This window comes from Streptomyces sp. NPDC012508 (assembly GCF_042902595.1).
Classification (GTDB): Bacteria; Actinomycetota; Actinomycetes; order Streptomycetales; family Streptomycetaceae; genus Streptomyces.
On sequence record NZ_JBIBEO010000012.1, the window covers coordinates 213,479 to 234,490 of the forward strand.

Consider the following 21,012-nt stretch of genomic DNA (forward strand, 5'->3'; position numbering starts at 1 on the left):
CGGCTTGCCACCAGCCGTTTCGGCGTGTCAGGTCTCGCCCGTCGCCCCCGGATTTCGTACCGGCACACGTTGCGCATGGATTCCCGCACGTCATGTCGTCGTTACCGGCCATTCAGACGCGCTTGCGACGCTCACGCAATGAAGCCCGTCGTGCCCGCGACCACCAACGCGCTCCCCAAAGGGAGACTTCCCGCGCCCACGGCCCGCTCCGACGCGCCCGACCAGCCCTTCGCGCGGAAGAATGGGGCCATGAGCAAGCAGCCCGCCGAGGTCCCGGTCCAGCCGTCCGCGAAGAACGCCAAGACGTCTCCCAAGACGCCCGCGAAGCCGTCCGCGAAAAGCACCCGGAACGACGAGCCGACCACGCGGCAGAACCCGCAGCCGACGGTCGGTTCCATAGCCGCGCACCGCCCCCACACCGTCAACGCGGAGCGGGGCCCCGGTCTCGACCCCGACCTGGACGCCGACCTCGACGCGTACGAGGACGACGGCATCGGCGGCGAACTTCCCCAGGGCCGCTTCCTCGACCGGGAGCGCAGCTGGCTCGCGTTCAACGAACGCGTCCTCGAACTGGCCGAGGACCCCAACACCCCCCTCCTCGAACGGGCGAACTTCCTCGCGATCTTCGCGTCGAACCTCGACGAGTTCTTCATGGTGCGCGTCGCCGGCCTCAAGCGCCGCATCGCCACCGGCGTCGCCACCCGCTCCGCCTCCGGGCTGCAGCCCCGCGAGGTCCTGGAGCTGATCTGGACCCGCTCGCGCGAGCTCATGGCCCGGCACGCCGCCTGCTACCAGCAGGACGTCGCCCCGGCCCTCGCCGACGAGGGCATCCACCTGATCCGCTGGCCCGAGCTGACCGAGAAGGAGCAGGCGCGCCTCTTCACCCTGTTCCGGCAGCAGATCTTCCCGGTCCTCACCCCGCTGGCCGTGGACCCCGCCCACCCCTTCCCGTACATCTCCGGCCTCTCCCTGAACCTGGCCGTCGTCGTGCGCAACCCGGTCAGCGGCCACCGCCACTTCGCCCGCGTCAAGGTGCCCCCGCTGCTCTCCCGCTTCCTGGAGGCCTCGCCCGAGCGGTACGTCCCGCTGGAGGACGTCATCGCGGCCCACCTGGAGGAGCTCTTCCCCGGCATGGAGGTGCTGGCCCACCACATGTTCCGGGTGACCCGGAACGAGGACCTGGAGGTGGAGGAGGACGACGCCGAGAACCTGCTCCAGGCTCTGGAGAAGGAGCTGCTGCGCCGCCGCTTCGGCCCGCCGGTCCGTCTGGAGGTCGAGGAGTCCATCGACCCGTACGTCCTCGACCTGCTCGTCCGCGAGCTGAAGGTCTCCGACGCGGAGGTCTACCCGCTCCCCGGCCCGCTCGACCTCACCGGCCTCTTCGGCATCGCCTCGCTCGACCGGCCCGAGCTGAAGTACCCCAAGTTCGTCGCCGGCACCCACCGGGACCTCGCCGAGGTCGAGTCGGCCTCGGCGCCCGACATCTTCATGGCCCTGCGCGAACGGGACGTGCTGCTGCACCACCCGTACGACTCCTTCTCCACCTCCGTCCAGGCCTTCCTGGAACAGGCCGCCGCCGACCCGGACGTCCTCGCGATCAAGCAGACGCTCTACCGGACCTCCGGCAAGTCCCCGATCGTCGACGCGCTGATCGACGCCGCCGAGAGCGGCAAGCAGGTCCTCGTCCTCGTCGAGATCAAGGCCCGCTTCGACGAGCAGGCCAACATCAAGTGGGCGCGCAAGCTGGAGGAGGCCGGCTGCCACGTCGTCTACGGCCTCGTCGGCCTCAAGACGCACTGCAAGCTGTCGCTCGTGGTCCGGCAGGAGGGCGACGTCCTGCGCCGGTACTCGCACGTCGGCACCGGCAACTACCACCCCAAGACGGCCCGGCTCTACGAGGACCTCGGCCTGCTCACCGCCGACCCGCAGGTCGGCGCGGACCTCTCCGACCTGTTCAACCGGCTCTCCGGCTACTCCCGCCGCGAGACCTACCGCCGGCTGCTCACCGCCCCGAAGTCCCTGCGGGACGGACTGGTCTCCCGGATCCACCAGGAGATCGCCCACCACCGCGCCGGCCGCCCGGCCTACGTCCGGATCAAGGTCAACTCGATGGTCGACGAGGCCATCATCGACGCCTGCTACCGGGCCTCGCAGGCAGGCGTCCCGGTCGACATCTGGGTCCGCGGCATCTGTGCGATCCGTCCGGGCGTCGCCGGGCTCTCCGAGAACATCCGGGTCCGCTCGATCCTCGGCCGCTTCCTCGAACACTCCCGGGTCTTCGCCTTCGGCAACGGCGGCGAACCCGAGGTCTGGCTGGGCAGCGCCGACATGATGCACCGGAATCTCGACCGGCGCATAGAGGCGCTGGTCCGGGTCTCCGACCCCGCCCACCGAGCGGCCATGAGCCGGCTCCTGGAGACCGGAATGTCCGACACCACCTCCTCCTGGCACCTCGGCCCGGACGGGAACTGGACGCGGCACGCGACCGACGCCGACGGCCAGCCCCTGCGCCATGTGCAGGAGATGCTCATCGACGCGCGGAGGCGCCGGCGTGCACAACCCTGACCCCCTTTCCGCCACCGCGGGCGTCACGGCAGGAGAGGTCCTCTCCCCCTACCTCCAGGCACGGGCCGGAGACTTCCTGCGCGCCCTGCGCCTGCACACGGAGAGCGGCGCGGACACCGCCGGCGCGGAAGAGGCCGCCCGGTCCCTGCGCGCCGCCGCCCGACGCATCGGCGGCACGCTGCACACCTTCCGTCCGCTCCTCGACGCCCCCTGGGCCGACCAGCTGCGCACGGAGCTGGCCTGGCTCTCCGGGACACTCGCCCTGGAGCACGCCTGCACCGCCCGGCTCATCCGGCTCGTGGACGCGCTGTCCCGCCTGTCGAACGGCGGACACGGTTCCGGCGGGCCGGGCTCCGGGGGGCCCGTGCCCGCCGCGCGCGGCGCCGACAGCGCAGGCCTGACGGTCGGCGCCGCCCGGGCCGGCGCCCTGCTCGAACGCCAGCTCACCCTGGCCCGTACGCGCGCCCACTCGGCCGCCCTCCAGGCGCTGGGATCCTCCCGCTTCCACGCGGTCGCGGACGCCGTCGCGCTCCTGGCCTCCGAGGTACCGCTCGGGCCCGCGGGGGCGGCCCAGGCGATCGAGGTCCTCGACGCCCCGGCCATGGTCGTCGAGCGGCGCCTGCTGGACGCGGTCTCCGTCCTGCCGCTGGCCCGCGCGGCCCACCCGTACAACGCCGACGCCCTCGGCCTCGCCGCCGGTGAGGCCCAGGACGCGCCCTGGCACCAGACCCGGCTGCTGCTGCGACTGCACCGGTACGCCTGCGAGGTCCTGCACGGCGACACCACCCCCGACCCGGTCCTCGACGAGGCCGGGCGGGCGCTGAACCGCCACCGCGACGCCTCCGAGGCGGCCGCGGCGGCCTCGGCGGCGGCCCGCACCCCGCGTATCGCCCCGGCCACCGCGTACGCGCTGGGCGTCCTCCACGCGGACCAGCGCCACGAGGTCGAAGCCTCCCGCTTCGCCTTCCAGCGCGCCTGGCAGCACACCACGGCACCCGTCCCGTGATCCGGGCCGCGGGGTGCGTCCTGTGGCGCCGCGCTCCCTCGGGCCAGGGCATCGAGATCGCCCTGGTCCACCGCCCCAAGTACGACGACTGGTCGCATCCGAAGGGGAAGCTGAAGCGCGGCGAGTCCGCCGAGGAGTGTGCGCTGCGGGAGGTACGGGAGGAGACGGGCCAGTCCTGCGCCCTGGGTGACCGCCTCCCTTCGGCCCGCTACTGGGCGAACGGGCAGCCGAAGGAGGTCACGTACTGGTCGGCCCGCGCCCTCGGCGGCACGTTCAGCCCGTCGAAGGAGGTCGACCGTGTGGAGTGGCTGCCGCCGGCGGAGGCCCGGGCCCGCCTGACCCAGCCCCGGGACAGAGACCTCCTGGACGCACTCGTGGCCTGAAACCGCCCCTCGGCGTGCCCGCCCTGAAGAGCGGCACCACACCGCGCCTTCCGGCACGGTTCACTTTCCGTTCACCCACCCCCGTCGACGGCTTCACCTGTTCTGCCTAATTTCGGTCGTACAAGGTGCAGAGGTACAGCGCTGCACCCACTACCCCGACACACGCCGCCGTACAACGTTCAGGACATCCGGTCCGCGGCTGGCGGCTTCTGGAAGGAACACCCGAAAGTGAAGCTTTCGCGCATGAACGGGCTTCGCGCCTCTGCGATCGGTGCCCTCGTCGTTTCCGGCGCCCTCGTCCTCTCGGCGTGTGGCTCGGACAACAACACCGGTACCCCTGCGGACGGCGACAAGACCTCGGCCGCCGCGTCGAACATCAAGTGCGACGGCGCCAAGGGCCAGCTCCTCGCCGCGGGCTCGTCCGCGCAGAAGAACGCCATGGACCTGTGGGTCAAGAACTTCCAGGCCGCCTGCTCGGGCGTCGAGGTGAACTACCAGGCCATCGGCTCCGGCGGCGGTATCACCAAGTTCAACCAGGGCCAGGTCGCCTTCGCGGGCTCCGACTCCGCCCTGAAGGAGGAAGAGGTCGCCGAGTCGGCGAAGATCTGCAAGACCGGCAAGGGCATCAACCTGCCGATGGTCGGTGGCCCCGTCGCCATCGGTTACAAGCTGGACGGCGTGGACAACCTGGTCCTGGACGCCTCCACCATCGCCAAGATCTTCAACACCGACATCAAGAAGTGGAACGACCCGGCGATCGCCAAGCTGAACCCGGGCGTCAAGCTGCCGGACACCAACATCCAGGCGTTCCACCGCTCCGACGAGTCGGGCACCACCCAGAACCTGGGCAAGTACCTCTCCGAGGCCGCCGCCGCCGACTGGAAGCACGACCCGAAGACGAAGTCGTGGCCCGCCCCGGGTGGCCAGGCCGCCAACGGCTCCTCCGGTGTCGCCACCGCGGTCAAGGACGCCGAGGGCTCCATCGGCTACTTCGAGCTCTCCTACGCCACGGCCAACAAGATCTCCACCGTCAAGCTGAACACCGGCGCCTCCGCCCCGGTCGAGGCCACCCCGGAGAACGCCTCCAAGGCCATCGCCGCCGCGAAGGTCAAGGGCACCGGCTCCGACATGGCCCTCTCCCTCGACTACGCGACCAAGGCCGAGGGCGCCTACCCGCTGATCCTCGTCACCTACGAGATCGCCTGCGACAAGGGCAACAAGGCGGAGACCCTGCCGACCCTGAAGGCGTTCCTCAACTACACCGTCAGCGAGGAGGGCCAGAAGGTCCTCTCCGACGCCGGTTACGCCCCGCTCCCGGCCGACATCGCGACCAAGGTCCGCGAGATCGTCCCGACCCTGTCCTGATCCCCGGCCGGGGCCGGTCCGTCGCCCAGCGTGACGGACCGGCCCCGGCATCCGGTGCACCGCCGCCAGGAGCCGTACGCAGTACGACTCCGCAGACCGGAGAGACCGATGGTTACGACAACCACACCACCCATACGAAACAGCCGGCGCGCGAAGAGCGCGTCCCGCCCGGGCGACCGGATCTTCCTCGGACTGTCCCGCGGATCCGGCATCACCCTCCTGGTGATCATGGCCGCCATCGCCGGCTTCCTCACCTACCGCGCCGTCCTCGCGGTCTCCAAGGACTCCACGAACTTCTTCACCACCTTCGAGTGGAACCCCGCGGGCGACCCGCCGGTCTTCGGCATCGCGGTCCTCGCCTTCGGCACGGTCGTCTCGTCGATCATCGCCATGGTCATCGCCGTGCCGGTCGCGATCGGCATCGCGCTGTTCATCTCGCACTACGCCCCGCGCAAGCTGGCCAAGCCGCTCGCGTACGTGGTCGACCTGCTCGCCGCCGTGCCCAGCATCATCTACGGCCTCTGGGGCGCGATCTTCCTGGTCCCGTACCTGGCCGGCCTGAACCTCTGGCTCGACCAGTACCTGGGCTGGACGTACATCTTCGACAAGTCCAGCGACGGCGTCGCCCGCTCCCTCTTCACCGTGGGCATCCTGCTGGCGATCATGATCCTGCCGATCATCACCAACGTGACCCGCGAGGTCTTCCTCCAGGTCCCGAAGATGCACGAAGAGGCCGCCCTCGCCCTCGGCGCCACGCGCTGGGAGGTCATCCGGATGTCGGTCCTCCCCTTCGGGCGCTCGGGCATCATCTCGGCCTCGATGCTCGGCCTCGGCCGCGCGCTCGGCGAGACGATGGCCGTGGCCGTCGTCCTCTCCCCCAGCTTCCTCATCTCGGGTCACCTGCTCGACCCGGGCGGCGGCACCTTCGCCCAGAACATCGCCGCGAAGTTCAACGAGGCCAACGAGTTCGGCCGTGACGCGCTGATCGCCTCCGGCCTGGTCCTCTTCGTCATCACCCTGCTGGTCAACGGCGCGGCCCGATGGATCATCGCCCGCCGCAAGGAGTACTCGGGGGCCAACGCATGAGCCACCACGCCATACAGGATCGGCCGCCCGTGCAGAGCGCCGTCAAGCACGACCCGCTCCAGCACGCCCGGCTCCCCCGCTGGACCCCGTTCGCCACCGCCGTAGGGTCGATCGCCGCCGCTGTCGGCCTCGGTCTCGCGGCCGGCTGGCACAGCCGCATCCAGTGGGGCCTGATCGCCGCACTGTTCTTCGTCCTCGGGACGTACGCGATCACCACCAAGGTCGAAGGCAGCCGCCAGGCCAAGGACCGGGTCGCGACCAGCCTCGTCTGGGTCTGCTTCATCCTGGCCGTCATCCCGCTGCTCTCCCTCGCCTGGGTCACGATCAGCAAGGGCATGGAAGTCCTCGACCCGTACTTCCTCTCCCACTCGATGAACGGCGTCCTCGACGCCGAGGCGGGCGGCGGTGTCTACCACGCGCTGCTCGGCACGATCGAGCAGGTCCTCATCGCGACCCTGATCGCCGCGCCGATCGGCCTGCTGACCGCGGTCTACCTCGTCGAGTACGGCGGCGGGAAGCTCGCCCAGGCCGTCACCTTCTTCGTCGACGTCATGACGGGCATCCCGTCGATCGTCGCGGGTCTGTTCATCCTCGCCACCTGGAATCTGATGCTGGGCTTCGGGCCCTCCGGATTCGCCGGCGCGATGGCCCTCGCGATCCTGATGATGCCGGTCGTCGTCCGCTCCACCGAAGAGATGCTCAAGCTCGTCCCGAACGAGCTGCGCGAGGCCTCCCTCGCGCTCGGCATCCCGAAGTGGCGCACGATCCTGAAGGTGGTCCTGCCCACCGCGATCGGCGGCATCACCACGGGCGTCATGCTCGCGGTGGCCCGCATCACCGGTGAGACGGCCCCGATCCTGCTCCTCGTGTTCGGTACGAAGCTGATCAACCCGAACCCCTTCGAAGGCGCCCAGTCCTCGCTGCCGCTCTACGTGTACGAGCAGTACGCGGTCGGCACCGACGCCGCCGTGGCCCGCGCCTGGGCCGCCGCGCTCGTCCTGATCGCCTTCGTCATGATCCTCAACCTGGTGGCCCGCGGCATCGCCCGCTGGAAGGCCCCGAAGACCGGCCGCTAAAGCCTCGATATGCGGCTCCGCCGCGTGGCGGTCCCCAAGGAAGTGAATTGATATGGCCAAGCGAATCGACGTCAGCGGCCTCTCCGCCTACTACGGCGCCCACAAGGCGATCGACGACATCTCCATGACCGTCGAGCCCCGCTCGGTGACGGCCTTCATCGGCCCCTCCGGCTGCGGCAAGTCCACGTTCCTGCGCACCCTGAACCGTATGCACGAGGTCACCCCCGGTGGCCGCGTCGAGGGCAAGGTCCTCCTGGACGACCAGGACCTGTACGGCGCAGGGGTCGACCCGGTCGCCGTGCGCCGCACGGTCGGCATGGTGTTCCAGCGCCCGAACCCCTTCCCCACCATGTCGATCTTCGACAACGTGGCGGCGGGTCTGCGGCTGAACGGCTCGTACAAGAAGGCCCAGCTCAACGACATCGTCGAGCGTTCCCTCAAGGGCGCGAACCTCTGGAACGAGGTCAAGGACCGCCTGAACAAGCCGGGCTCCGGCCTCTCCGGCGGTCAGCAGCAGCGTCTGTGCATCGCCCGCGCCATCGCGGTCGAGCCCGACGTCCTGCTGATGGACGAGCCCTGCTCGGCCCTCGACCCGATCTCGACGCTCGCGATCGAGGACCTGATCGGCGAGCTGAAGGAGCGCTTCACGATCGTCATCGTGACGCACAACATGCAGCAGGCCGCCCGTGTCTCGGACCGTACGGCGTTCTTCAACCTGGCGGCCGTGGGCCAGCCGGGCAAGCTGATCGAGCTGGACGACACCGAGCGCATCTTCTCCAACCCGAGCGTCCAGGCGACCGAGGACTACATCTCCGGCCGCTTCGGATAGCCCACCCCACAGACCATGCGGCTCAGCCGCGTGGCGTCCTGCGGTGCTGCATGGCGGTGCCACCGCAGACGAAAGGGCCCGGCTCCCCTACAGGGGAGCCGGGCCCGACCATTTGCACGTACGTCCAGGGCGTGTGGCGACTGTTCCGCGGGGCCGGGCCCCAGACGGGGTCTCGGGGAGGTTAGGCACACACCCCGGGGGCCGGTCCTGTACCCCCACCGCGCCGGTCCTCAGCCGAAGAACAGCTTGCACCACGTAGAAGCTCGTCGCCGCGACCAGCGCCGCCGCCGGCATCGTGATACTGCAATCCCCCGGGGGATAACCCCCGGACCCCAGCATCACCCCGGCGCGCCGGACCTCAGCCGAAGAACAGCTGCACCACGTAGAAGCTCGTCGCCGCGACCAGCGCCGCCGCCGGCATCGTGATGAACCATCCGAGGATGATGTTCTTCGCGACACCCCACCGCACCGCGTTCACCCGCTTCGTCGCGCCCACGCCCATGATCGCGGACGTGATCACGTGCGTCGTCGAGATCGGCGCGTGGAAAAGGAACGCCGAGCCGAACATGATCGACGCACCCGTCGTCTCCGCCGCGAACCCCTGCGGCGGGTCCAGCTCGATGATCTTCCGGCCGAGCGTCCGCATGATCCGCCAGCCACCCGCGTACGTACCCAGCGAGAGCATCACGGCACACGCGATCTTGACCCAGATCGGGATGTCGTCGCCCGACTGCTGCACATCGGCGATGACCAGGGCCATCACCACGATGCCCATCGTCTTCTGGGCGTCCTGCAGACCATGGCCCAGCGCCATGCCCGCGGCCGACACCGTCTGCGCGATACGGAAACCCCGCTTCGCCTTGTGCGGATTGGCCTTGCGGAACATCCACATGATCAGGCACATGACCAGGTAACCGGCGACCAGGCCGACCACCGGCGAGATGAACATCGGGATGACGACCTTATCGAGCACCCCACCCCAGATCACCTCGGTACCACCGGCCAGCGCCGCGCCCACCATGCCGCCGAACAGCGCGTGCGAGGAGGAGGACGGCAGGCCGAAGTACCAGGTGACCAGGTTCCAGATGATCGCGCCGACGAGCGCGGCGAAGAGGATGCCCATCCCCTTGTCGCCGTGCGGCGTCTCGATCAGGCCCTCACTGACGGTCTTGGCGACACCGCTGCCGAGGAACGCGCCGGCGAGGTTCATCACCGCCGCCATCGCCAGGGCCGCCCGCGGGGTCAGCGCCCGGGTCGAGACCGAGGTGGCGATGGCGTTCGCCGAGTCGTGGAACCCATTGGTATACGTAAAACCGAGCGCGACACCGATGGTCACGATCAGCGCGAAGGTGTCCACGAAGCCTCAGGACTCCTTGACCGCGATGGTCTCCACCGTGTTGGCCACGTGCTCGAACGCGTCGGCCGCCTCCTCCAGCACATCCACGATCTGCTTGAGCTTGAGGACCTCGATGGCGTCGTACTTGCCGTTGAAGAGGTGGGCGAGCAGCTTGCGGTGGATCTGGTCGGCCTGGTTCTCGAGCCGGTTGATCTCGATCCAGTACTCGGTGAGGTTGTCCATCGTCCGCAGATGCGGCATCGCCTCGGCGGTCAGCTCCGCCGCGCGGGCCAGCACCTCGATCTGCTGCTCGACACCCTTGGGGAGCTCCTCGACGTTGTAGAGGACGACCAGGTCGACGGCCTCCTCCATGAAGTCCATGATGTCGTCGAGGGAGGACGCGAGGTTGTAGATGTCCTCGCGGTCGAACGGCGTGATGAACGAGGAGTTCAACTGGTGGAAGATGGCGTGGGTCGCGTCGTCACCGGCGTGTTCCGCTGCCCGCATCCGCTCCGCGATCTCGGCCCGGGCGGAAGGCTCCGCTCCGAGCAGTTCCATCAGGAGTTTCGAGCCCGTGACGATGTTGTCCGCGGACGCGGCAAACATGTCATAGAAGCTCGTCTCCCTGGGGGTCAGACGAAATCGCACGTGGGGTCCTCGGGGTGCTGGGTTTCGGTCAGGCTGATGCTAGGCGCATCATCCGGCCACGGCTAACCGGCGTCCCTTCAGTGTCGCCCATCAGGCACAGTGATCTGCACGGGCCCCCGCCCGGATCGGCGGGGATCGGTACCATATACCCACGAGGGGTATACATACCCTTTCTGGACAACGGGAGGACGCGATGACGACCACCGAGGCGGCCGAGGTCACCCCCGACATTGCCGCACCCGGCACCGACCACGACCACGGCGTGCACGGCTACCACAAGCAGAAGGACGAGCACCTCAAGCGGCTGCGCCGGATCGAGGGCCAGATCCGCGGTCTGCAGCGGATGGTCGACGAGGACACGTACTGCATCGACATACTCACTCAGGTCTCCGCGTCCACGAAGGCCCTGCAGTCCTTCGCGCTCCAGCTCCTCGAGGAGCACCTGCGGCACTGCGTCGCCGACGCCGCGACCAAGGGCGGCGACGAGATCGACGCGAAGGTCGAGGAGGCCACGAAGGCCATCGCGCGGATGCTGCGTACCTGAGAACCCGGGGCCGCCGACGACGGCCCCGGTCGGTCAGCAACGGTCCGACCGCTCCGTCGCGACCCTCAGCACCTCGTCGATCCGGTCCGCGCTGAGCCGCTCCCCGTCGGCGGCCGACGCCGCGATGATCAGCTCACCGCAGAGTTCGATCTCGGCGAGAGCGACGCACTCCTGGTCAGTGGGCACTGTCGCGGTACTGGGCGGAGCCACGCGCATTCACCTCTTCCTGGCCGGCGTCGGTCTCCCAGCGTAGGGAGCGCGCCACGCACCGCGCATGACTCGTCCGGACCATTTGGGAATGGCCTGCGGGTGGCTTCCCGCCGCCCCTTACACCTTGATCTTCCCGGCGTAGATGTCCTTGCGGTGCGGCAGCCGCACGTCGACGGGGGTGCCGAACCCGTACAGCAGCGTGGTCGACGCGACCGCAACCGTACGCCCCTGGTTGGCGAAGGTGAACTGGTGCCGGACCTTGCGCAGCCGCCCTTCCGCGTCCAGATACGCGTCGAAGGGGACGGTGTCCTTGGCGAACCCTTTCGCCGCGGCGGCGAGCGCGCCCCGCACCTGCGGAGAGGCGGCCCGGGCGGCCACCGCGATGTCCGCGACGCCGCGGTAGTGGCTGACTTTCGCCCCTGCCAGATCGACCTCGCCGACGTACGTCACCCGCTGCGCGCCACGCAGAAGCTCGGCCGCGGCGGCGGGGTCCGTCGCCCCGCCGGTGATGAGGTTGCCGTCGTCGAGGGTGGTGGTGTCGACGCGGACCCACTTGTCGGCCGGGACACCGGCGCCGCGGTTCTTCATGTAGAGCGCGCCGGGTGCGAGGAGTTCGGTGATGGGCCGGTGCTCGCCGGCTCCGGCGGCGTCGGGCAGGACGACCTGGAGGCTGCCGGTGCGCCGGCGGAAGTCGTACCCGCCCTCGCCCCGGATGGTCACGCGCGTCCCGCCGGCCGCCATCTCCATGCTCGTACTCGTCTTGGAGGTCCCGGCCCGGGCCAGCACCTCGGCCACGCCCCGTACGGTCTTCGTCGGGTCCCCGCCGGCCTCGGCGTCCACGGAACCGGAGCATCCACCGGCCATCAGGGCCGCGGCGACGGCCCACGCCCCTCCCCGACGCCCGTACCGCTGCACCACCATCGCCTGCCAACCCCCAACGCCGTACCGCTGCTTGTCCGGGACCCGCCCGATCCGCATAACGACGGCCTGGGCGACCCGTCACGCGCAGTACGGTGGAACCGTGCACGAGCAGTCCCCGCATCACACGACAACGACCGAACGAGGCTCCTTCGCGGTCGCCCGCTGCAGCTGCGGCTGGAGGGGCCCGGCGCGGAGATCCCGGGACAAGGCGCGTACCGACGCGACGTCGCACGCGGGGGTCGAGCAGAAGCCGGCGTAGCCAGGCGCCGGGTATGCCGCCCAAGCGGCGTACGCGACGACCCGGCCAGGACGACTGCCACGGCCGGGTCGCGATACACGGCTGGAGCGACGTACGCGCCCCGGGTCGGCCTAGGCGGCGAGATCGTTCTCCCCGGACCCCGGTCCCAGCCGGGGCTCGGGGATGCCGAGGGTCTCGGGCAGCGAGGACCGCTCGCCGGCGCGCCGGGAGCGGACCAGCCGGGCGCCGTGCCTGGAGCGGGCGATCGCCGAGACCAGCGGGGTCAGCAGGGCGTGGGCGAGGGGCGCGAGCAGCAGCGCCACCGCCGTACCGAGGGCGAACCCGCCGATCACGTCGGTCGGGTAGTGGACTCCCATGTAGACGCGGCAGAAGCCTTCGGCGAAGGCGAGGCCGATGGCGGCGAGGCCGAGCTTGCGGTGGGCGACGAAGAGCCCGACGGCGATCGCCATCGCCAGGGTGGCGTGGTCGGACACGAACGAGAAGTCGGTCTTGCCGTCGACGAGGACCTCGAGGCCCTGGTGGTCGTTGAACGGCCGGGGACGCTCGACGAAGCCGCGGATCGGGATGTTGACGAGCACGGCGACCGCGGCGGCCAGCGGGGCCCAGACGAGCGCGGCGACGGCGGAGACGGAGTCGGTGAGCGTGCCGCGGCGGCGGACGCTCCACCAGCACCAGAGCGCGACGAGGACGAGGGCGAGCATGATCCCGTACTCGCCGACGAAACCCATGACACGGTCGAGCCAGGGCGGGGCTTCCCGCGCCAGCCCGTTGATGTCGTAGAGCAGGCTGACATCGGGGTTCGAACCGTCCGATGCGAGTCCAGCCATCTGCTGCGGCCCCTTGCCTTGTCACGTGAGTCGACCGTGAGCGGTCGGATCAGGGAACGAACCGCCTGAGGCGTGCGTTCCGCTCTTCCTCGACGATCACCCTGACGTTACCGAAGAGTGACGCGTCGTCGCTGCTCAGGGCCTGTGCTTAACGGAGAGTTCCGGCCATGGCCGCTACCCGGCCGACGGAATGTCAGGTCTGCGGCAGGTGCGTCGGCAGAGCCGCCGCGCCGTCCTTGGTCACCCGGGTCGCACCAAAATAGTCAGGCGTATCGATCTTGTCGAAACGGATGACCGCACCGGTACGCGGCGCGTCGATCATGTAGCCGCCGCCGACGTAGATGCCGACGTGCCTGATGGCACGGGAGTTCGTCAGGTCGTCGGAGAAGAAGACCAGGTCACCGGGGAGCAGCTCGTCGCGGGAGGGGTGCGGTCCGGCGTTGTACTGGTCGTTGGCGACCCGCGGCAGCTCGATCCCGACACTGCGGTACGCGGCCTGGGTCAGCCCGGAGCAGTCGAATCGGCCATTCTGAGCCGCGGTCCCGGTGCCGCCCCAGAGATAGAGCGTCCCGAGCTTCTGCTGGGCGTAGTAGATCGCGCCGGCGGCCTGCCGCGAGGGCTCGACGCGGCCGACGGGCCGGGCGAAGCTCTTCTCCAGCGACCTGATGATGCGTACGTAGTTCTGCGTCTCGCTGATCCGCGGCACGCCGCCGGACTTGATGACCCGGTAGGCGCCCGCGTTGTACGCGGCGAGCATGTTGTTCGTCGCGTCGCCCGGCACGTCCTTCACATAGCCGGCGAGCTCGCAGTCGTACGAGGCGGCGGAGGGGATCGCGTCCTTGGGATCCCACACGTCCCGGTCGCCGTCCCCGTCCCCGTCGATGCCGTGGCCCGCCCAGGTGCCGGGGATGAACTGGGCGATGCCCATCGCGTTCGCGGGCGAGACGACCCTCGGGTTCCAGCCGCTCTCCTGGTAGAGCTGGGCGGCGAGCAGGGCCGGGTTGATGGCGGGGCAGAGGTTCCCCCACTGCTGCACCAGCCCCTGGTACGCGGCGGGCACGGCGCCCTTGGCAAGCCCGACGGTGCCGTTCCTGGCGTTCCCGGCGCCCCCGAAGAGACCGGCGGCGGCGGCGTACGTCCCGACGACGAGCAGCGCGACGAAGCTCAGGCACACGCCGAAGACCCCACCGGCCACCAGCCACGCCTTGCGCGCCTTACGCACCGTCAACCACCCCTGGGGTCTTGGCAGTCCATCGAGCGACAAGTCTAGGTGCGTCACCCGCCCCGGGGGTGGTCGGGCTGTTACCCGTTTCGGACAAAGTCCTGCAACCCCGGCCGGTATCGGGGGCGTCTCTCGTCGCGTCGAACAGCAGGATCCGGCCACACAGGGGGACGATCATGAGCCACGGCACGAACCATCTGACACGGGTGACCCGGCTGGCGGTCATCGCCCTGACCGCCACGCTGGCGGCGGGCCTGCTGACGGGCTGCGGGCCGGACGACGGCAGCGAGGCAGGCGCACCGGGCGCTTCCGGGACCCCGAGCGCGGCCCCGACCGGAACGACACCGCCGCCCCGAAGCCCGGAGCCGACCCGAACGGCACCGCCGACCCGAAGCGCGACGCCGACTCCCACCACACCCCCCACCCGTACGGCATCCCCCTCGCGCCCCGCGCCGGCCCTGACGTGCGATCAGCTCCGCCACGCGCGCGTGCAGACCGCCCTCGTGAAGCTGCCCGACTATCCGCGCGCGACGATGCGGCTCACCGACGGCCACTGGGAGGACGAGGACGGCGTCCAGGTCGACCTCCAGCCCCAGTGCGCGATCGGACACATCGTGGGCGACGGCGCGGCGGACGCCGTGGGCGTCGTGAAGATCACCACGCCGGGAACGGGCCGCTATTACACGCTCGTCGTCTGGCGGAACGACCACGGAACCCCGGTCCCCTTCGCCACCGAGTCCCTCGGCGACCGCGCCCCCGTGGTCTCCCTCGCGGTGACCCCGCCCGCCGTGACCGTCGTCTACCGCACACGCCGCGACGGCGAGCCCCTGGCGGTCACCACGCTGACCCGTACGGCCGTCTACCGCGCGGCGGGGGCCGGTCTCCACGAAGTCAGCCACGTCGACACCCCGTACGCGGGCGGCTGACGGCGACACCTCGGGCCGTGTACGCGGCCTGAGGTGTAACAACGACAGTCATTGCTCGGAGTCACCCTCCGTGATACACAGAGTGACCATACGCTTCTTCGCATAGAAACCGGCCACGCCGTCGCAGGTCAAGACGGTCGGATCGGTCAAGTGTGCGGGGATCGGGTAAAGAGAGCCGTCAAGCCGTCACACGCGAGCGGTTTCATCAGCGAAGATAGGGCGATGACCCATGCCATCAGGCAGGGGCGACGAACTACCCAACAGGGGCGGTGAGTTACATGTACCTGGCGGCCGAAGAAGGCGACATCACCACCATCATCGGTGGAATCGCCCCGAACTGGGGGCCTTTCGGGAGCCTGGGCAACGAGGCCAAGGTGATGATCGAGGTCGTGATGGCCGTGGCCATCCTGCTCTGCCTCGGCATCGCCATCTGGGGAGCGGCCAAGCAGCGCATCGGCGCGACCGCACTCCGGGACACGTTCAGCGCCGAGCAGGGCAAGGGCCTGATCGTGGCCGGCCTGACCGGCGTCTTCATCATCGGGTCACTGGGGACCCTGTTCACGATCGTGTACGGGATGGCCGTCTAACCACCGAGGTCGGTTCCTTTCCTGATGTCCAGTCACCACACGGTTGAGAGGGCGTGCTTGCCATGAGCCTCGGCGACGACAACGACGGCTTCGGCGGCGGCGGCTCGGGCCAGACCCGCACGCGTCTCCCGGAGGGCGGCAGCGGCGACCCCTACGACGACACCCGCCGCCCCCCGGCCCGCAGCTCGCGCTCGCTCATCACGGTGGTGGGCGTGGTGGTCCTCCTGATCGCCGCGATCGCCTTCGCGAACAGAGGCGGCGGCGATGGCGAAACGGACAACACCTCGGGCACGTCCCCCACCGCGGGCAACCGCAACCCCACGTCAGCCACGGGAGTCCGCCCGGTCACGGGCAAGAACGGCCAGATCCCGACAGGCTTCGCACGGGACGAACAGGGGGCGCAGAGCGCGGCCGCCAACTTCTCGGTGGCGCTGGTGTCGGCCGACATCCTGAAGCCCGATCGCCGCCGCGAGATCGTCAGGCAACTGTTCGTCCAGGACAAGGTCGCCGAACTCGAAGGCAGCTTCGACAAGGCGTACAACCGCGACTTCCTCGACAAGCTGGGCCTGGACGCGAACGGCAACGCCGCCGCCGGGCTGACGTACGTGTCGCGCACAGCACCGGTCGGCACCAAGGTCACGCAGTTCTCCGAGGGGGCCGCCACGGTCGAAGTCTGGTGCACCGGCGTGTTCGGCACTGCTGGGGTCAGCTCCACCAACCCGGTGACCAACGACTGGTTCACCATCACGCTTGCTCTTCGCTGGGCGGACAACGACTGGAAGGTCGAGACCTTCTCCCAGAAGGAAGGGCCGGCCCCGGTGAACACCGACCGCACCGCCTCCGACGCCGACGCGATCGCCAAGGCAGTCGAGGAGTACGGAGGCTTCACCTATGCCCGCTAAGCCCCGTCACTCGCTCCGCGTGGCCGCGTTGCTGGCCACCGCCCAAACGTCGGCCGTGCTTCTGGCCTCGCGGGCCTACGCGGCGCCGACGCCCACGCCCACTCCGTCGCCGTCCGCCAAGGACCAGTGCGACCTCATCGTCGGCCCCGCGCGGGACTACTGCGAAAACGGCCAAAGCGGCGGCGGCAACCGCACCGCCCCCGACCCCGCCGCCGCCCTAGACCCCCTCTCCTCCCTCGCCCGCGGCTGCGCCGACGCCGCCGTCGCCACCATCGACTACCTCTCCGGCGCCGTCAAAGAGACCGCCGACGTCGACTTCACCAACCTCGAGTTCCTCGGCCGCTACGCCATCGTCTTCGCCGCCGCCACCTTCCTCACCCTCCTCCTCTGGCTCCTCGCCGTCGCCAAGCGAGCCATCCGAGGCGTGCCCCTCACCACCGCCATCTCCGAGGCCATCGGCTTCCTCTGGCTGACCGTCCTCGCCTCCGCCTTCACCCCGCTCATCCTCTACACCGTCGTCAACGCCACCGACGCCGTCACCGAAGTCATCGCCTCCGGCACCGGTCAACAGACCGACGTCTTCTTCGGCAGCTTCAAGGAGGCCCTCCAGAAGGGCGACCAGATCGGCGGCGGGCCGATCATGCTGATCATCGTCTCCCTCGTCAGCATCCTCGCCGCCGGCGTCCTCTACCTCGAGCTCTTCCTGCGCGCCGTCATGCTCTACGTCGGCGCCCTCCTCGGCGTCGTCGTCTACTCCGGCCTCGTCGACAAGAACATGTGGGGCCACGTCCGCCGCTGGGCCGGCATCATGATCGCGATCATCCTCGTGAAGCCGGTCATCGTCATCGTCCTCGGCCTCGCCGGAGCGCTCTCCTCCGGCACCGGACCCGACTCCTTCTCCGCCGTCGTCTCCGGCCTCGCGATCATCCTGCTCGCCATCTTCGCCTCCGCGATGATCTACCGCTTCGTCCCCGGCTTCGGCGACGAGATCGTCGCCTCCCGCAACAACCGCGTCCACCGCGCCGGCGAGAACGCCGCCGCCGCCGTCATCTCCTCCCCCGCCTCCCTCGTCTCCCAGGGCATCAAGACCCACAGCACCCGCGACAGCGGCGGCGGCGGAAACCAGAACAGCGGTGGCGCCCCGCGCCCCGCCAACCCGCTCTCCGGCGGCGTCGCCGCCCACAGCAGCCGCGGCAGCTCCGGGGGCGCCGGGGGCGGCGGCGGATCTGTCCCCTCCGCCGCACCCCCGCCGCGTAGCAGCAGCCCCACATCAGGCACCCCGCACAGCAGCCGCAACAACACAGGAAGCACTGGAGGTGGAGGGCGTTGACGACCCAGTCCCAGCCGGTCACGCCCCGCCGTACGTATCTCATCGGCCGTGCCCGGCCGAACGCGATCGTCGGCAAGAACCGCGAAACCGGCGAGATCGCCCTGATCATCGCCGGCGCGTTCCTCGGCATGATGAGCGGACTCCTCGTCCCCGCCCTCACCCTGCGGATCGTGCTGCTCGTCGGCTTCCCCGTCCTGGCCCTCGCCGCCGTCTACGTGCCGTACAAGCACCGGACCTTCTACAAATGGTTCGAGATCAACCGCAGTTACAAGCGGTCCCTCAAGCGCGGCACCGCCTACCGCTCCGCCGCCGCCGAAGCCGGCACCCGGATGGACGGCCGCGAGGTCGAGGTCGGCCCGCCGCCCGGCATCGGCCGCATCAACTGGCTCTCCGCGCCCTTCGGCCCCGACGAGATCGCCGTCCTCCTCCACGCCGACCGCCGCACCGTCACCGCCGCCATCGAGATCGAGGGACCCGGCGTCGGCCTGCGCGACAGCGAGGACCAGGAAGCCCTGGTGGACCGTTTCGGCACCCTCCTCAAGCACGTCGCCAACGGAGACGGCTTCGTCACCCGCCTCCAGATGCTCGCCCGCACCCTCCCCGCCGACCCCGACGCCCACGCCAAGGACGTCGCCCAGCGCGGCGACCCCCAGGCCCCCGGCTGGCTCCAGGACTCGTACGAGCAGCTCCAGTCGATGGTCTCCACCTCCAGCGAGCAGCACCGCGCCTACCTCGTGGCCTGCATGCACTACACCCGCGAGCTCGCCGCCGAGGCCAACGCCATGGCCCGCGCCGCCCGCCACACCTCCGGCGCCCGCAAGCTCGACCGCGACGCCGGCCTCGCCGTCGTCATGGCCCGCGAGCTGACCGACATCTGCGCCCGCCTCGCCGAGGCCGACATCCGCGTACGGCAGCCCCTCGGCCAGTCCCGGGCCGCCTCCCTCGTGCACTCCATGTACGACCCGGACCACCCCATCGACCACATCCAGGCCATGACGAAACGAAACGCTTGGCCCGCCGAACTCGACGCCATGGAGCCCACCTACCTCCAGGCCAAGACCCGCGAGTCCTCCACCCGCGCCCCCTGGTGCCACGCCACCGCCTGGGTGAAGGAGTGGCCGATGACCCCCGTCGGCGTCAACTTCCTCGCCCCGCTCCTCGTCCACACCCCCGACGTGATCCGTACGGTCGCGGTGACGATGGACCTCGAACCCACCGAGGTCGCCATCGAGCGCATGCTCACCGAGAAGACCAACGACGAGGCCGAGGCCTCCCGCCAGGCCAAGATGAACCGCACGGTCGACCCGCGCGACATCGCCGCGCACGGCCGGCTCGACCAGCGGGGTGAAGATCTCGCCAGCGGCGCGGCAGGCGTCAACCTCGTCGGGTACATCACTGTGTCGTCGCGCTCGCCCGAAGCCCTGGCCAGGGACAAGCGCACGATCAGGGCCTCCGCCGGCAAGTCGTATCTGAAGCTGGAGTGGTGCGACCGCGAGCACCACCGGGCCTTTGTGAACACCCTGCCGTTCGCGACCGGCATCCGCCGCTAGAGCCGCCAGCCGCCAGCCGCTAAGGGGCCCGCCCACATGCGAGATCCACTCTCCGCCCTCACCGAAGCCTTCACCTCCTTCCTCTTCGGGAAGGTGGAGACGACCCGTCTGCCCGTCCGCACCTCGACCGGCCAGGCCCAGGCCGTCTACCTGCCCACGGCCGCCCCCGGCCTCGGCGACTCCGGCGTGATCATCGGCCGCGAGGTCTACAGCGGCAAGGGCTACATCTACGACCCGTTCCAGCTGTACGGCCAGCAGCTCCCGGCCCCCCACTGGCTCGTCCTCGGCGAGTCCGGCAACGGCAAGTCCGCGCTCGAGAAGACGTACGTCCTGCGCCAGCTGCGCTTCCGCGACCGCCAGGTCGTCGTCCTCGACGCCCAGGGCGAGGACGGCGTCGGCGAATGGAACCTCATCGCGCAGGAGCTGGGGATAACTCCCATCCGCCTCGACCCGATGGTCGCCGTCGACGCCGGCATCCGGCTCAACCCGCTCGACCCGTCGATCACCACGACCGGACAGCTGGCCCTGCTCCGTACGATCATCGAGGTCGCGATGGGCCACGGTCTCGACGAGCGCTCCGGCTTCGCGCTCAAGGTCGCCCACGCGTACGTCAACGAGCACATCTCCGACCGCCAGCCCATCCTCACCGACATCGTCGAACAGCTCCGCCACCCGAAGGCGGAGTCGGCGGAGGCGATGAACGTCGACATAGACGACGTACGCGCCTGGGGCCTGGACGTCGCGCTCGTCCTCGACCGACTGGTCGACGGCGACCTGCGCGGCATGTTCGACGGACCGACCACGGTCGGCATCGACCTCGACGCGCCACTGATCGTCTTCGACCTGTCCCACATCGACCGCAACTCCATCGCCATGCCGATCCTCATGGCGATCGTCGGCGTGTGGCTGGAGCACACCTGGATCCGCCCCGACCGGAAGAAGCGCATCTTCCTGGTCGAGGAGGCCTGGCACATCATCAACAGCCCGTTCGTGGCACAGCTGTTCCAGCGGCTGCTCAAGTTCGGTCGCCGGCTCGGCCTGTCCTTCGTCGCCGTCGTGCACCATCTCTCCGACGTCGTCGACGGCGCGGCGGCCCGGGAGGCCGCGGCGATCCTCAAGATGGCCTCCACCCGGACCATTTATGCCCAGAAAGCCGACGAGGCGAGAGCGACGGGACGGGTACTCGGCCTGCCACGGTGGGCGGTCGAGATCATCCCGACGCTCACACCCGGCATCGCGGTCTGGGACGTCAACGGCAATGTGCAGGTGGTCAAACACCTCATCACCGAGAAGGAACGGCCGCTCGTCTACACCGACCGCGCCATGACGGAGTCGTCGGTCGACCCGGCCGTCGACCCGGAGCTGGAGTGGGAGACGGAACAGCGCGCCGCCCTCATGGAGCAGCAGCTGAACGATCCCTCCCGGTCGACGGTGGCGTGA

Annotated in this window: 20 protein-coding genes; 14 read left to right on the forward strand and 6 right to left on the reverse strand. The window is 69.8% G+C overall.

The genetic code is table 11. From position 1 onward, the window contains the following. Positions 1-249: 249 nt before the first annotated feature. The 7 genes from ACFY8U_RS34815 to pstB all read left to right on the forward strand — a co-directional run bounded on the left by ACFY8U_RS34815 (position 250) and on the right by pstB (position 8,310). Positions 250-2,565, forward strand: coding sequence for an RNA degradosome polyphosphate kinase (locus ACFY8U_RS34815; RefSeq protein WP_389576126.1), 2,316 nt, complete (start codon positions 250-252; stop codon positions 2,563-2,565). Continuing rightward, on the forward strand, positions 2,552-3,571 hold the full coding sequence (locus tag ACFY8U_RS34820; protein ID WP_389576127.1) for a CHAD domain-containing protein: 1,020 nt from the start codon (positions 2,552-2,554) through the stop codon (positions 3,569-3,571). The genes ACFY8U_RS34815 and ACFY8U_RS34820 overlap by 14 nt, the downstream gene beginning before the upstream one ends. Then, a complete protein-coding gene (locus ACFY8U_RS34825) occupies positions 3,568-3,954 on the forward strand; it encodes an NUDIX hydrolase (RefSeq protein ID WP_389576128.1) in 387 nt (128 codons plus the stop codon). Before ACFY8U_RS34820 ends, ACFY8U_RS34825 begins: the two co-directional genes overlap by 4 nt. Before the next feature lie 228 nt (positions 3,955-4,182). Further along, positions 4,183-5,319, forward strand: a complete 1,137-nt coding sequence (gene pstS, locus ACFY8U_RS34830; RefSeq protein WP_361676339.1) for a phosphate ABC transporter substrate-binding protein PstS — start codon at positions 4,183-4,185, stop codon at positions 5,317-5,319. Positions 5,320-5,427: 108 nt separating this feature from the next. After that, positions 5,428-6,405 carry a phosphate ABC transporter permease subunit PstC gene (gene pstC / locus ACFY8U_RS34835; RefSeq protein WP_361599179.1) on the forward strand — a complete coding sequence of 326 codons (978 nt, stop codon included), beginning with the start codon at positions 5,428-5,430 and terminating at the stop codon, positions 6,403-6,405. After that, positions 6,402-7,481 carry a phosphate ABC transporter permease PstA gene (gene pstA / locus ACFY8U_RS34840; protein WP_361753909.1) on the forward strand — a complete coding sequence of 360 codons (1,080 nt, stop codon included), beginning with the start codon at positions 6,402-6,404 and terminating at the stop codon, positions 7,479-7,481. The genes pstC and pstA overlap by 4 nt, the downstream gene beginning before the upstream one ends. 52 nt (positions 7,482-7,533) lie before the next feature. Continuing rightward, positions 7,534-8,310, forward strand: a complete 777-nt coding sequence (gene pstB / locus ACFY8U_RS34845; RefSeq protein ID WP_361436762.1) for a phosphate ABC transporter ATP-binding protein PstB — start codon at positions 7,534-7,536, stop codon at positions 8,308-8,310. A 358-nt stretch (positions 8,311-8,668) separates the two neighbouring features. On the opposite strand, the gene ACFY8U_RS34850 is transcribed toward pstB, so the two are convergent. After that, the gene (locus tag ACFY8U_RS34850; protein ID WP_361436759.1) at positions 8,669-9,667 is read right to left on the reverse strand and encodes an inorganic phosphate transporter; all 999 of its coding nucleotides are present in this window, start codon (positions 9,665-9,667) and stop codon (positions 8,669-8,671) included. Positions 9,668-9,673: 6 nt separating this feature from the next. Further along, positions 9,674-10,294 (reverse strand): DUF47 family protein, encoded by a 621-nt coding sequence (locus ACFY8U_RS34855; protein WP_361436756.1) that lies wholly within the window; start codon positions 10,292-10,294, stop codon positions 9,674-9,676. A gap of 193 nt (positions 10,295-10,487) precedes the next feature. Between ACFY8U_RS34855 and ACFY8U_RS34860 the strand changes: the two genes are divergently transcribed. Next, positions 10,488-10,838, forward strand: coding sequence for a metal-sensitive transcriptional regulator (locus ACFY8U_RS34860; RefSeq protein ID WP_361599185.1), 351 nt, complete (start codon positions 10,488-10,490; stop codon positions 10,836-10,838). A 33-nt stretch (positions 10,839-10,871) separates the two neighbouring features. Here the strand turns inward: ACFY8U_RS34860 and ACFY8U_RS34865 are convergent, their stop codons facing one another. The 4 genes from ACFY8U_RS34865 to ACFY8U_RS34880 form a co-directional block, all read right to left on the reverse strand. Continuing rightward, positions 10,872-11,054: a hypothetical protein gene (locus tag ACFY8U_RS34865; protein ID WP_361436750.1), complete on the reverse strand. Its 183-nt coding sequence runs from the start codon at positions 11,052-11,054 to the stop codon at positions 10,872-10,874. A 111-nt stretch (positions 11,055-11,165) separates the two neighbouring features. Continuing rightward, positions 11,166-11,969, reverse strand: a complete 804-nt coding sequence (locus ACFY8U_RS34870; protein WP_389576147.1) for a hypothetical protein — start codon at positions 11,967-11,969, stop codon at positions 11,166-11,168. A 369-nt stretch (positions 11,970-12,338) separates the two neighbouring features. Then, the gene (locus tag ACFY8U_RS34875; protein WP_389576129.1) at positions 12,339-13,055 is read right to left on the reverse strand and encodes a phosphatase PAP2 family protein; all 717 of its coding nucleotides are present in this window, start codon (positions 13,053-13,055) and stop codon (positions 12,339-12,341) included. A 193-nt stretch (positions 13,056-13,248) separates the two neighbouring features. Further along, positions 13,249-14,277: a bifunctional lytic transglycosylase/C40 family peptidase gene (locus ACFY8U_RS34880; protein WP_361753903.1), complete on the reverse strand. Its 1,029-nt coding sequence runs from the start codon at positions 14,275-14,277 to the stop codon at positions 13,249-13,251. A gap of 176 nt (positions 14,278-14,453) precedes the next feature. Between ACFY8U_RS34880 and ACFY8U_RS34885 the strand changes: the two genes are divergently transcribed. From ACFY8U_RS34885 to ACFY8U_RS34910, 6 genes are all read left to right on the forward strand, one after another. After that, positions 14,454-15,203: a hypothetical protein gene (locus ACFY8U_RS34885; protein ID WP_389576130.1), complete on the forward strand. Its 750-nt coding sequence runs from the start codon at positions 14,454-14,456 to the stop codon at positions 15,201-15,203. A 278-nt stretch (positions 15,204-15,481) separates the two neighbouring features. Then, a complete protein-coding gene (locus ACFY8U_RS34890) occupies positions 15,482-15,790 on the forward strand; it encodes a hypothetical protein (RefSeq protein WP_260230621.1) in 309 nt (102 codons plus the stop codon). Between the two features lie 62 nt (positions 15,791-15,852). Beyond that, on the forward strand, positions 15,853-16,692 hold the full coding sequence (locus tag ACFY8U_RS34895; protein WP_389576148.1) for a hypothetical protein: 840 nt from the start codon (positions 15,853-15,855) through the stop codon (positions 16,690-16,692). After that, positions 16,682-18,022: a hypothetical protein gene (locus ACFY8U_RS34900; protein ID WP_389576131.1), complete on the forward strand. Its 1,341-nt coding sequence runs from the start codon at positions 16,682-16,684 to the stop codon at positions 18,020-18,022. Before ACFY8U_RS34895 ends, ACFY8U_RS34900 begins: the two co-directional genes overlap by 11 nt. Beyond that, positions 18,019-19,572, forward strand: coding sequence for an SCO6880 family protein (locus ACFY8U_RS34905; RefSeq protein ID WP_389576132.1), 1,554 nt, complete (start codon positions 18,019-18,021; stop codon positions 19,570-19,572). Before ACFY8U_RS34900 ends, ACFY8U_RS34905 begins: the two co-directional genes overlap by 4 nt. Before the next feature lie 36 nt (positions 19,573-19,608). Then, on the forward strand, positions 19,609-21,012 hold the full coding sequence (locus ACFY8U_RS34910; protein ID WP_361436732.1) for an ATP-binding protein: 1,404 nt from the start codon (positions 19,609-19,611) through the stop codon (positions 21,010-21,012).

What these genes read in the sequence shown, in the direction of transcription:
- ACFY8U_RS34910 (WP_361436732.1), top strand. Translation starts at nt 19,609, where the DNA reads ATGCGAGATCCACTCTCCGCCCTCACCGAAGCCTTCACCTCCTTCCTC.
- ACFY8U_RS34870 (WP_389576147.1), bottom strand. Translation starts at nt 11,969, where the DNA reads ATGGTGGTGCAGCGGTACGGGCGTCGGGGAGGGGCGTGGGCCGTCGCC.
- ACFY8U_RS34900 (WP_389576131.1), top strand. Translation starts at nt 16,682, where the DNA reads ATGCCCGCTAAGCCCCGTCACTCGCTCCGCGTGGCCGCGTTGCTGGCC.
- ACFY8U_RS34860 (WP_361599185.1), top strand. Translation starts at nt 10,488, where the DNA reads ATGACGACCACCGAGGCGGCCGAGGTCACCCCCGACATTGCCGCACCC.
- ACFY8U_RS34865 (WP_361436750.1), bottom strand. Translation starts at nt 11,054, where the DNA reads ATGCGCGTGGCTCCGCCCAGTACCGCGACAGTGCCCACTGACCAGGAG.
- pstB (WP_361436762.1), top strand. Translation starts at nt 7,534, where the DNA reads ATGGCCAAGCGAATCGACGTCAGCGGCCTCTCCGCCTACTACGGCGCC.
- pstA (WP_361753909.1), top strand. Translation starts at nt 6,402, where the DNA reads ATGAGCCACCACGCCATACAGGATCGGCCGCCCGTGCAGAGCGCCGTC.
- ACFY8U_RS34890 (WP_260230621.1), top strand. Translation starts at nt 15,482, where the DNA reads ATGTACCTGGCGGCCGAAGAAGGCGACATCACCACCATCATCGGTGGA.
- pstC (WP_361599179.1), top strand. Translation starts at nt 5,428, where the DNA reads ATGGTTACGACAACCACACCACCCATACGAAACAGCCGGCGCGCGAAG.
- ACFY8U_RS34875 (WP_389576129.1), bottom strand. Translation starts at nt 13,055, where the DNA reads ATGGCTGGACTCGCATCGGACGGTTCGAACCCCGATGTCAGCCTGCTC.
- ACFY8U_RS34895 (WP_389576148.1), top strand. Translation starts at nt 15,853, where the DNA reads ATGAGCCTCGGCGACGACAACGACGGCTTCGGCGGCGGCGGCTCGGGC.
- ACFY8U_RS34885 (WP_389576130.1), top strand. Translation starts at nt 14,454, where the DNA reads ATGAGCCACGGCACGAACCATCTGACACGGGTGACCCGGCTGGCGGTC.
- ACFY8U_RS34815 (WP_389576126.1), top strand. Translation starts at nt 250, where the DNA reads ATGAGCAAGCAGCCCGCCGAGGTCCCGGTCCAGCCGTCCGCGAAGAAC.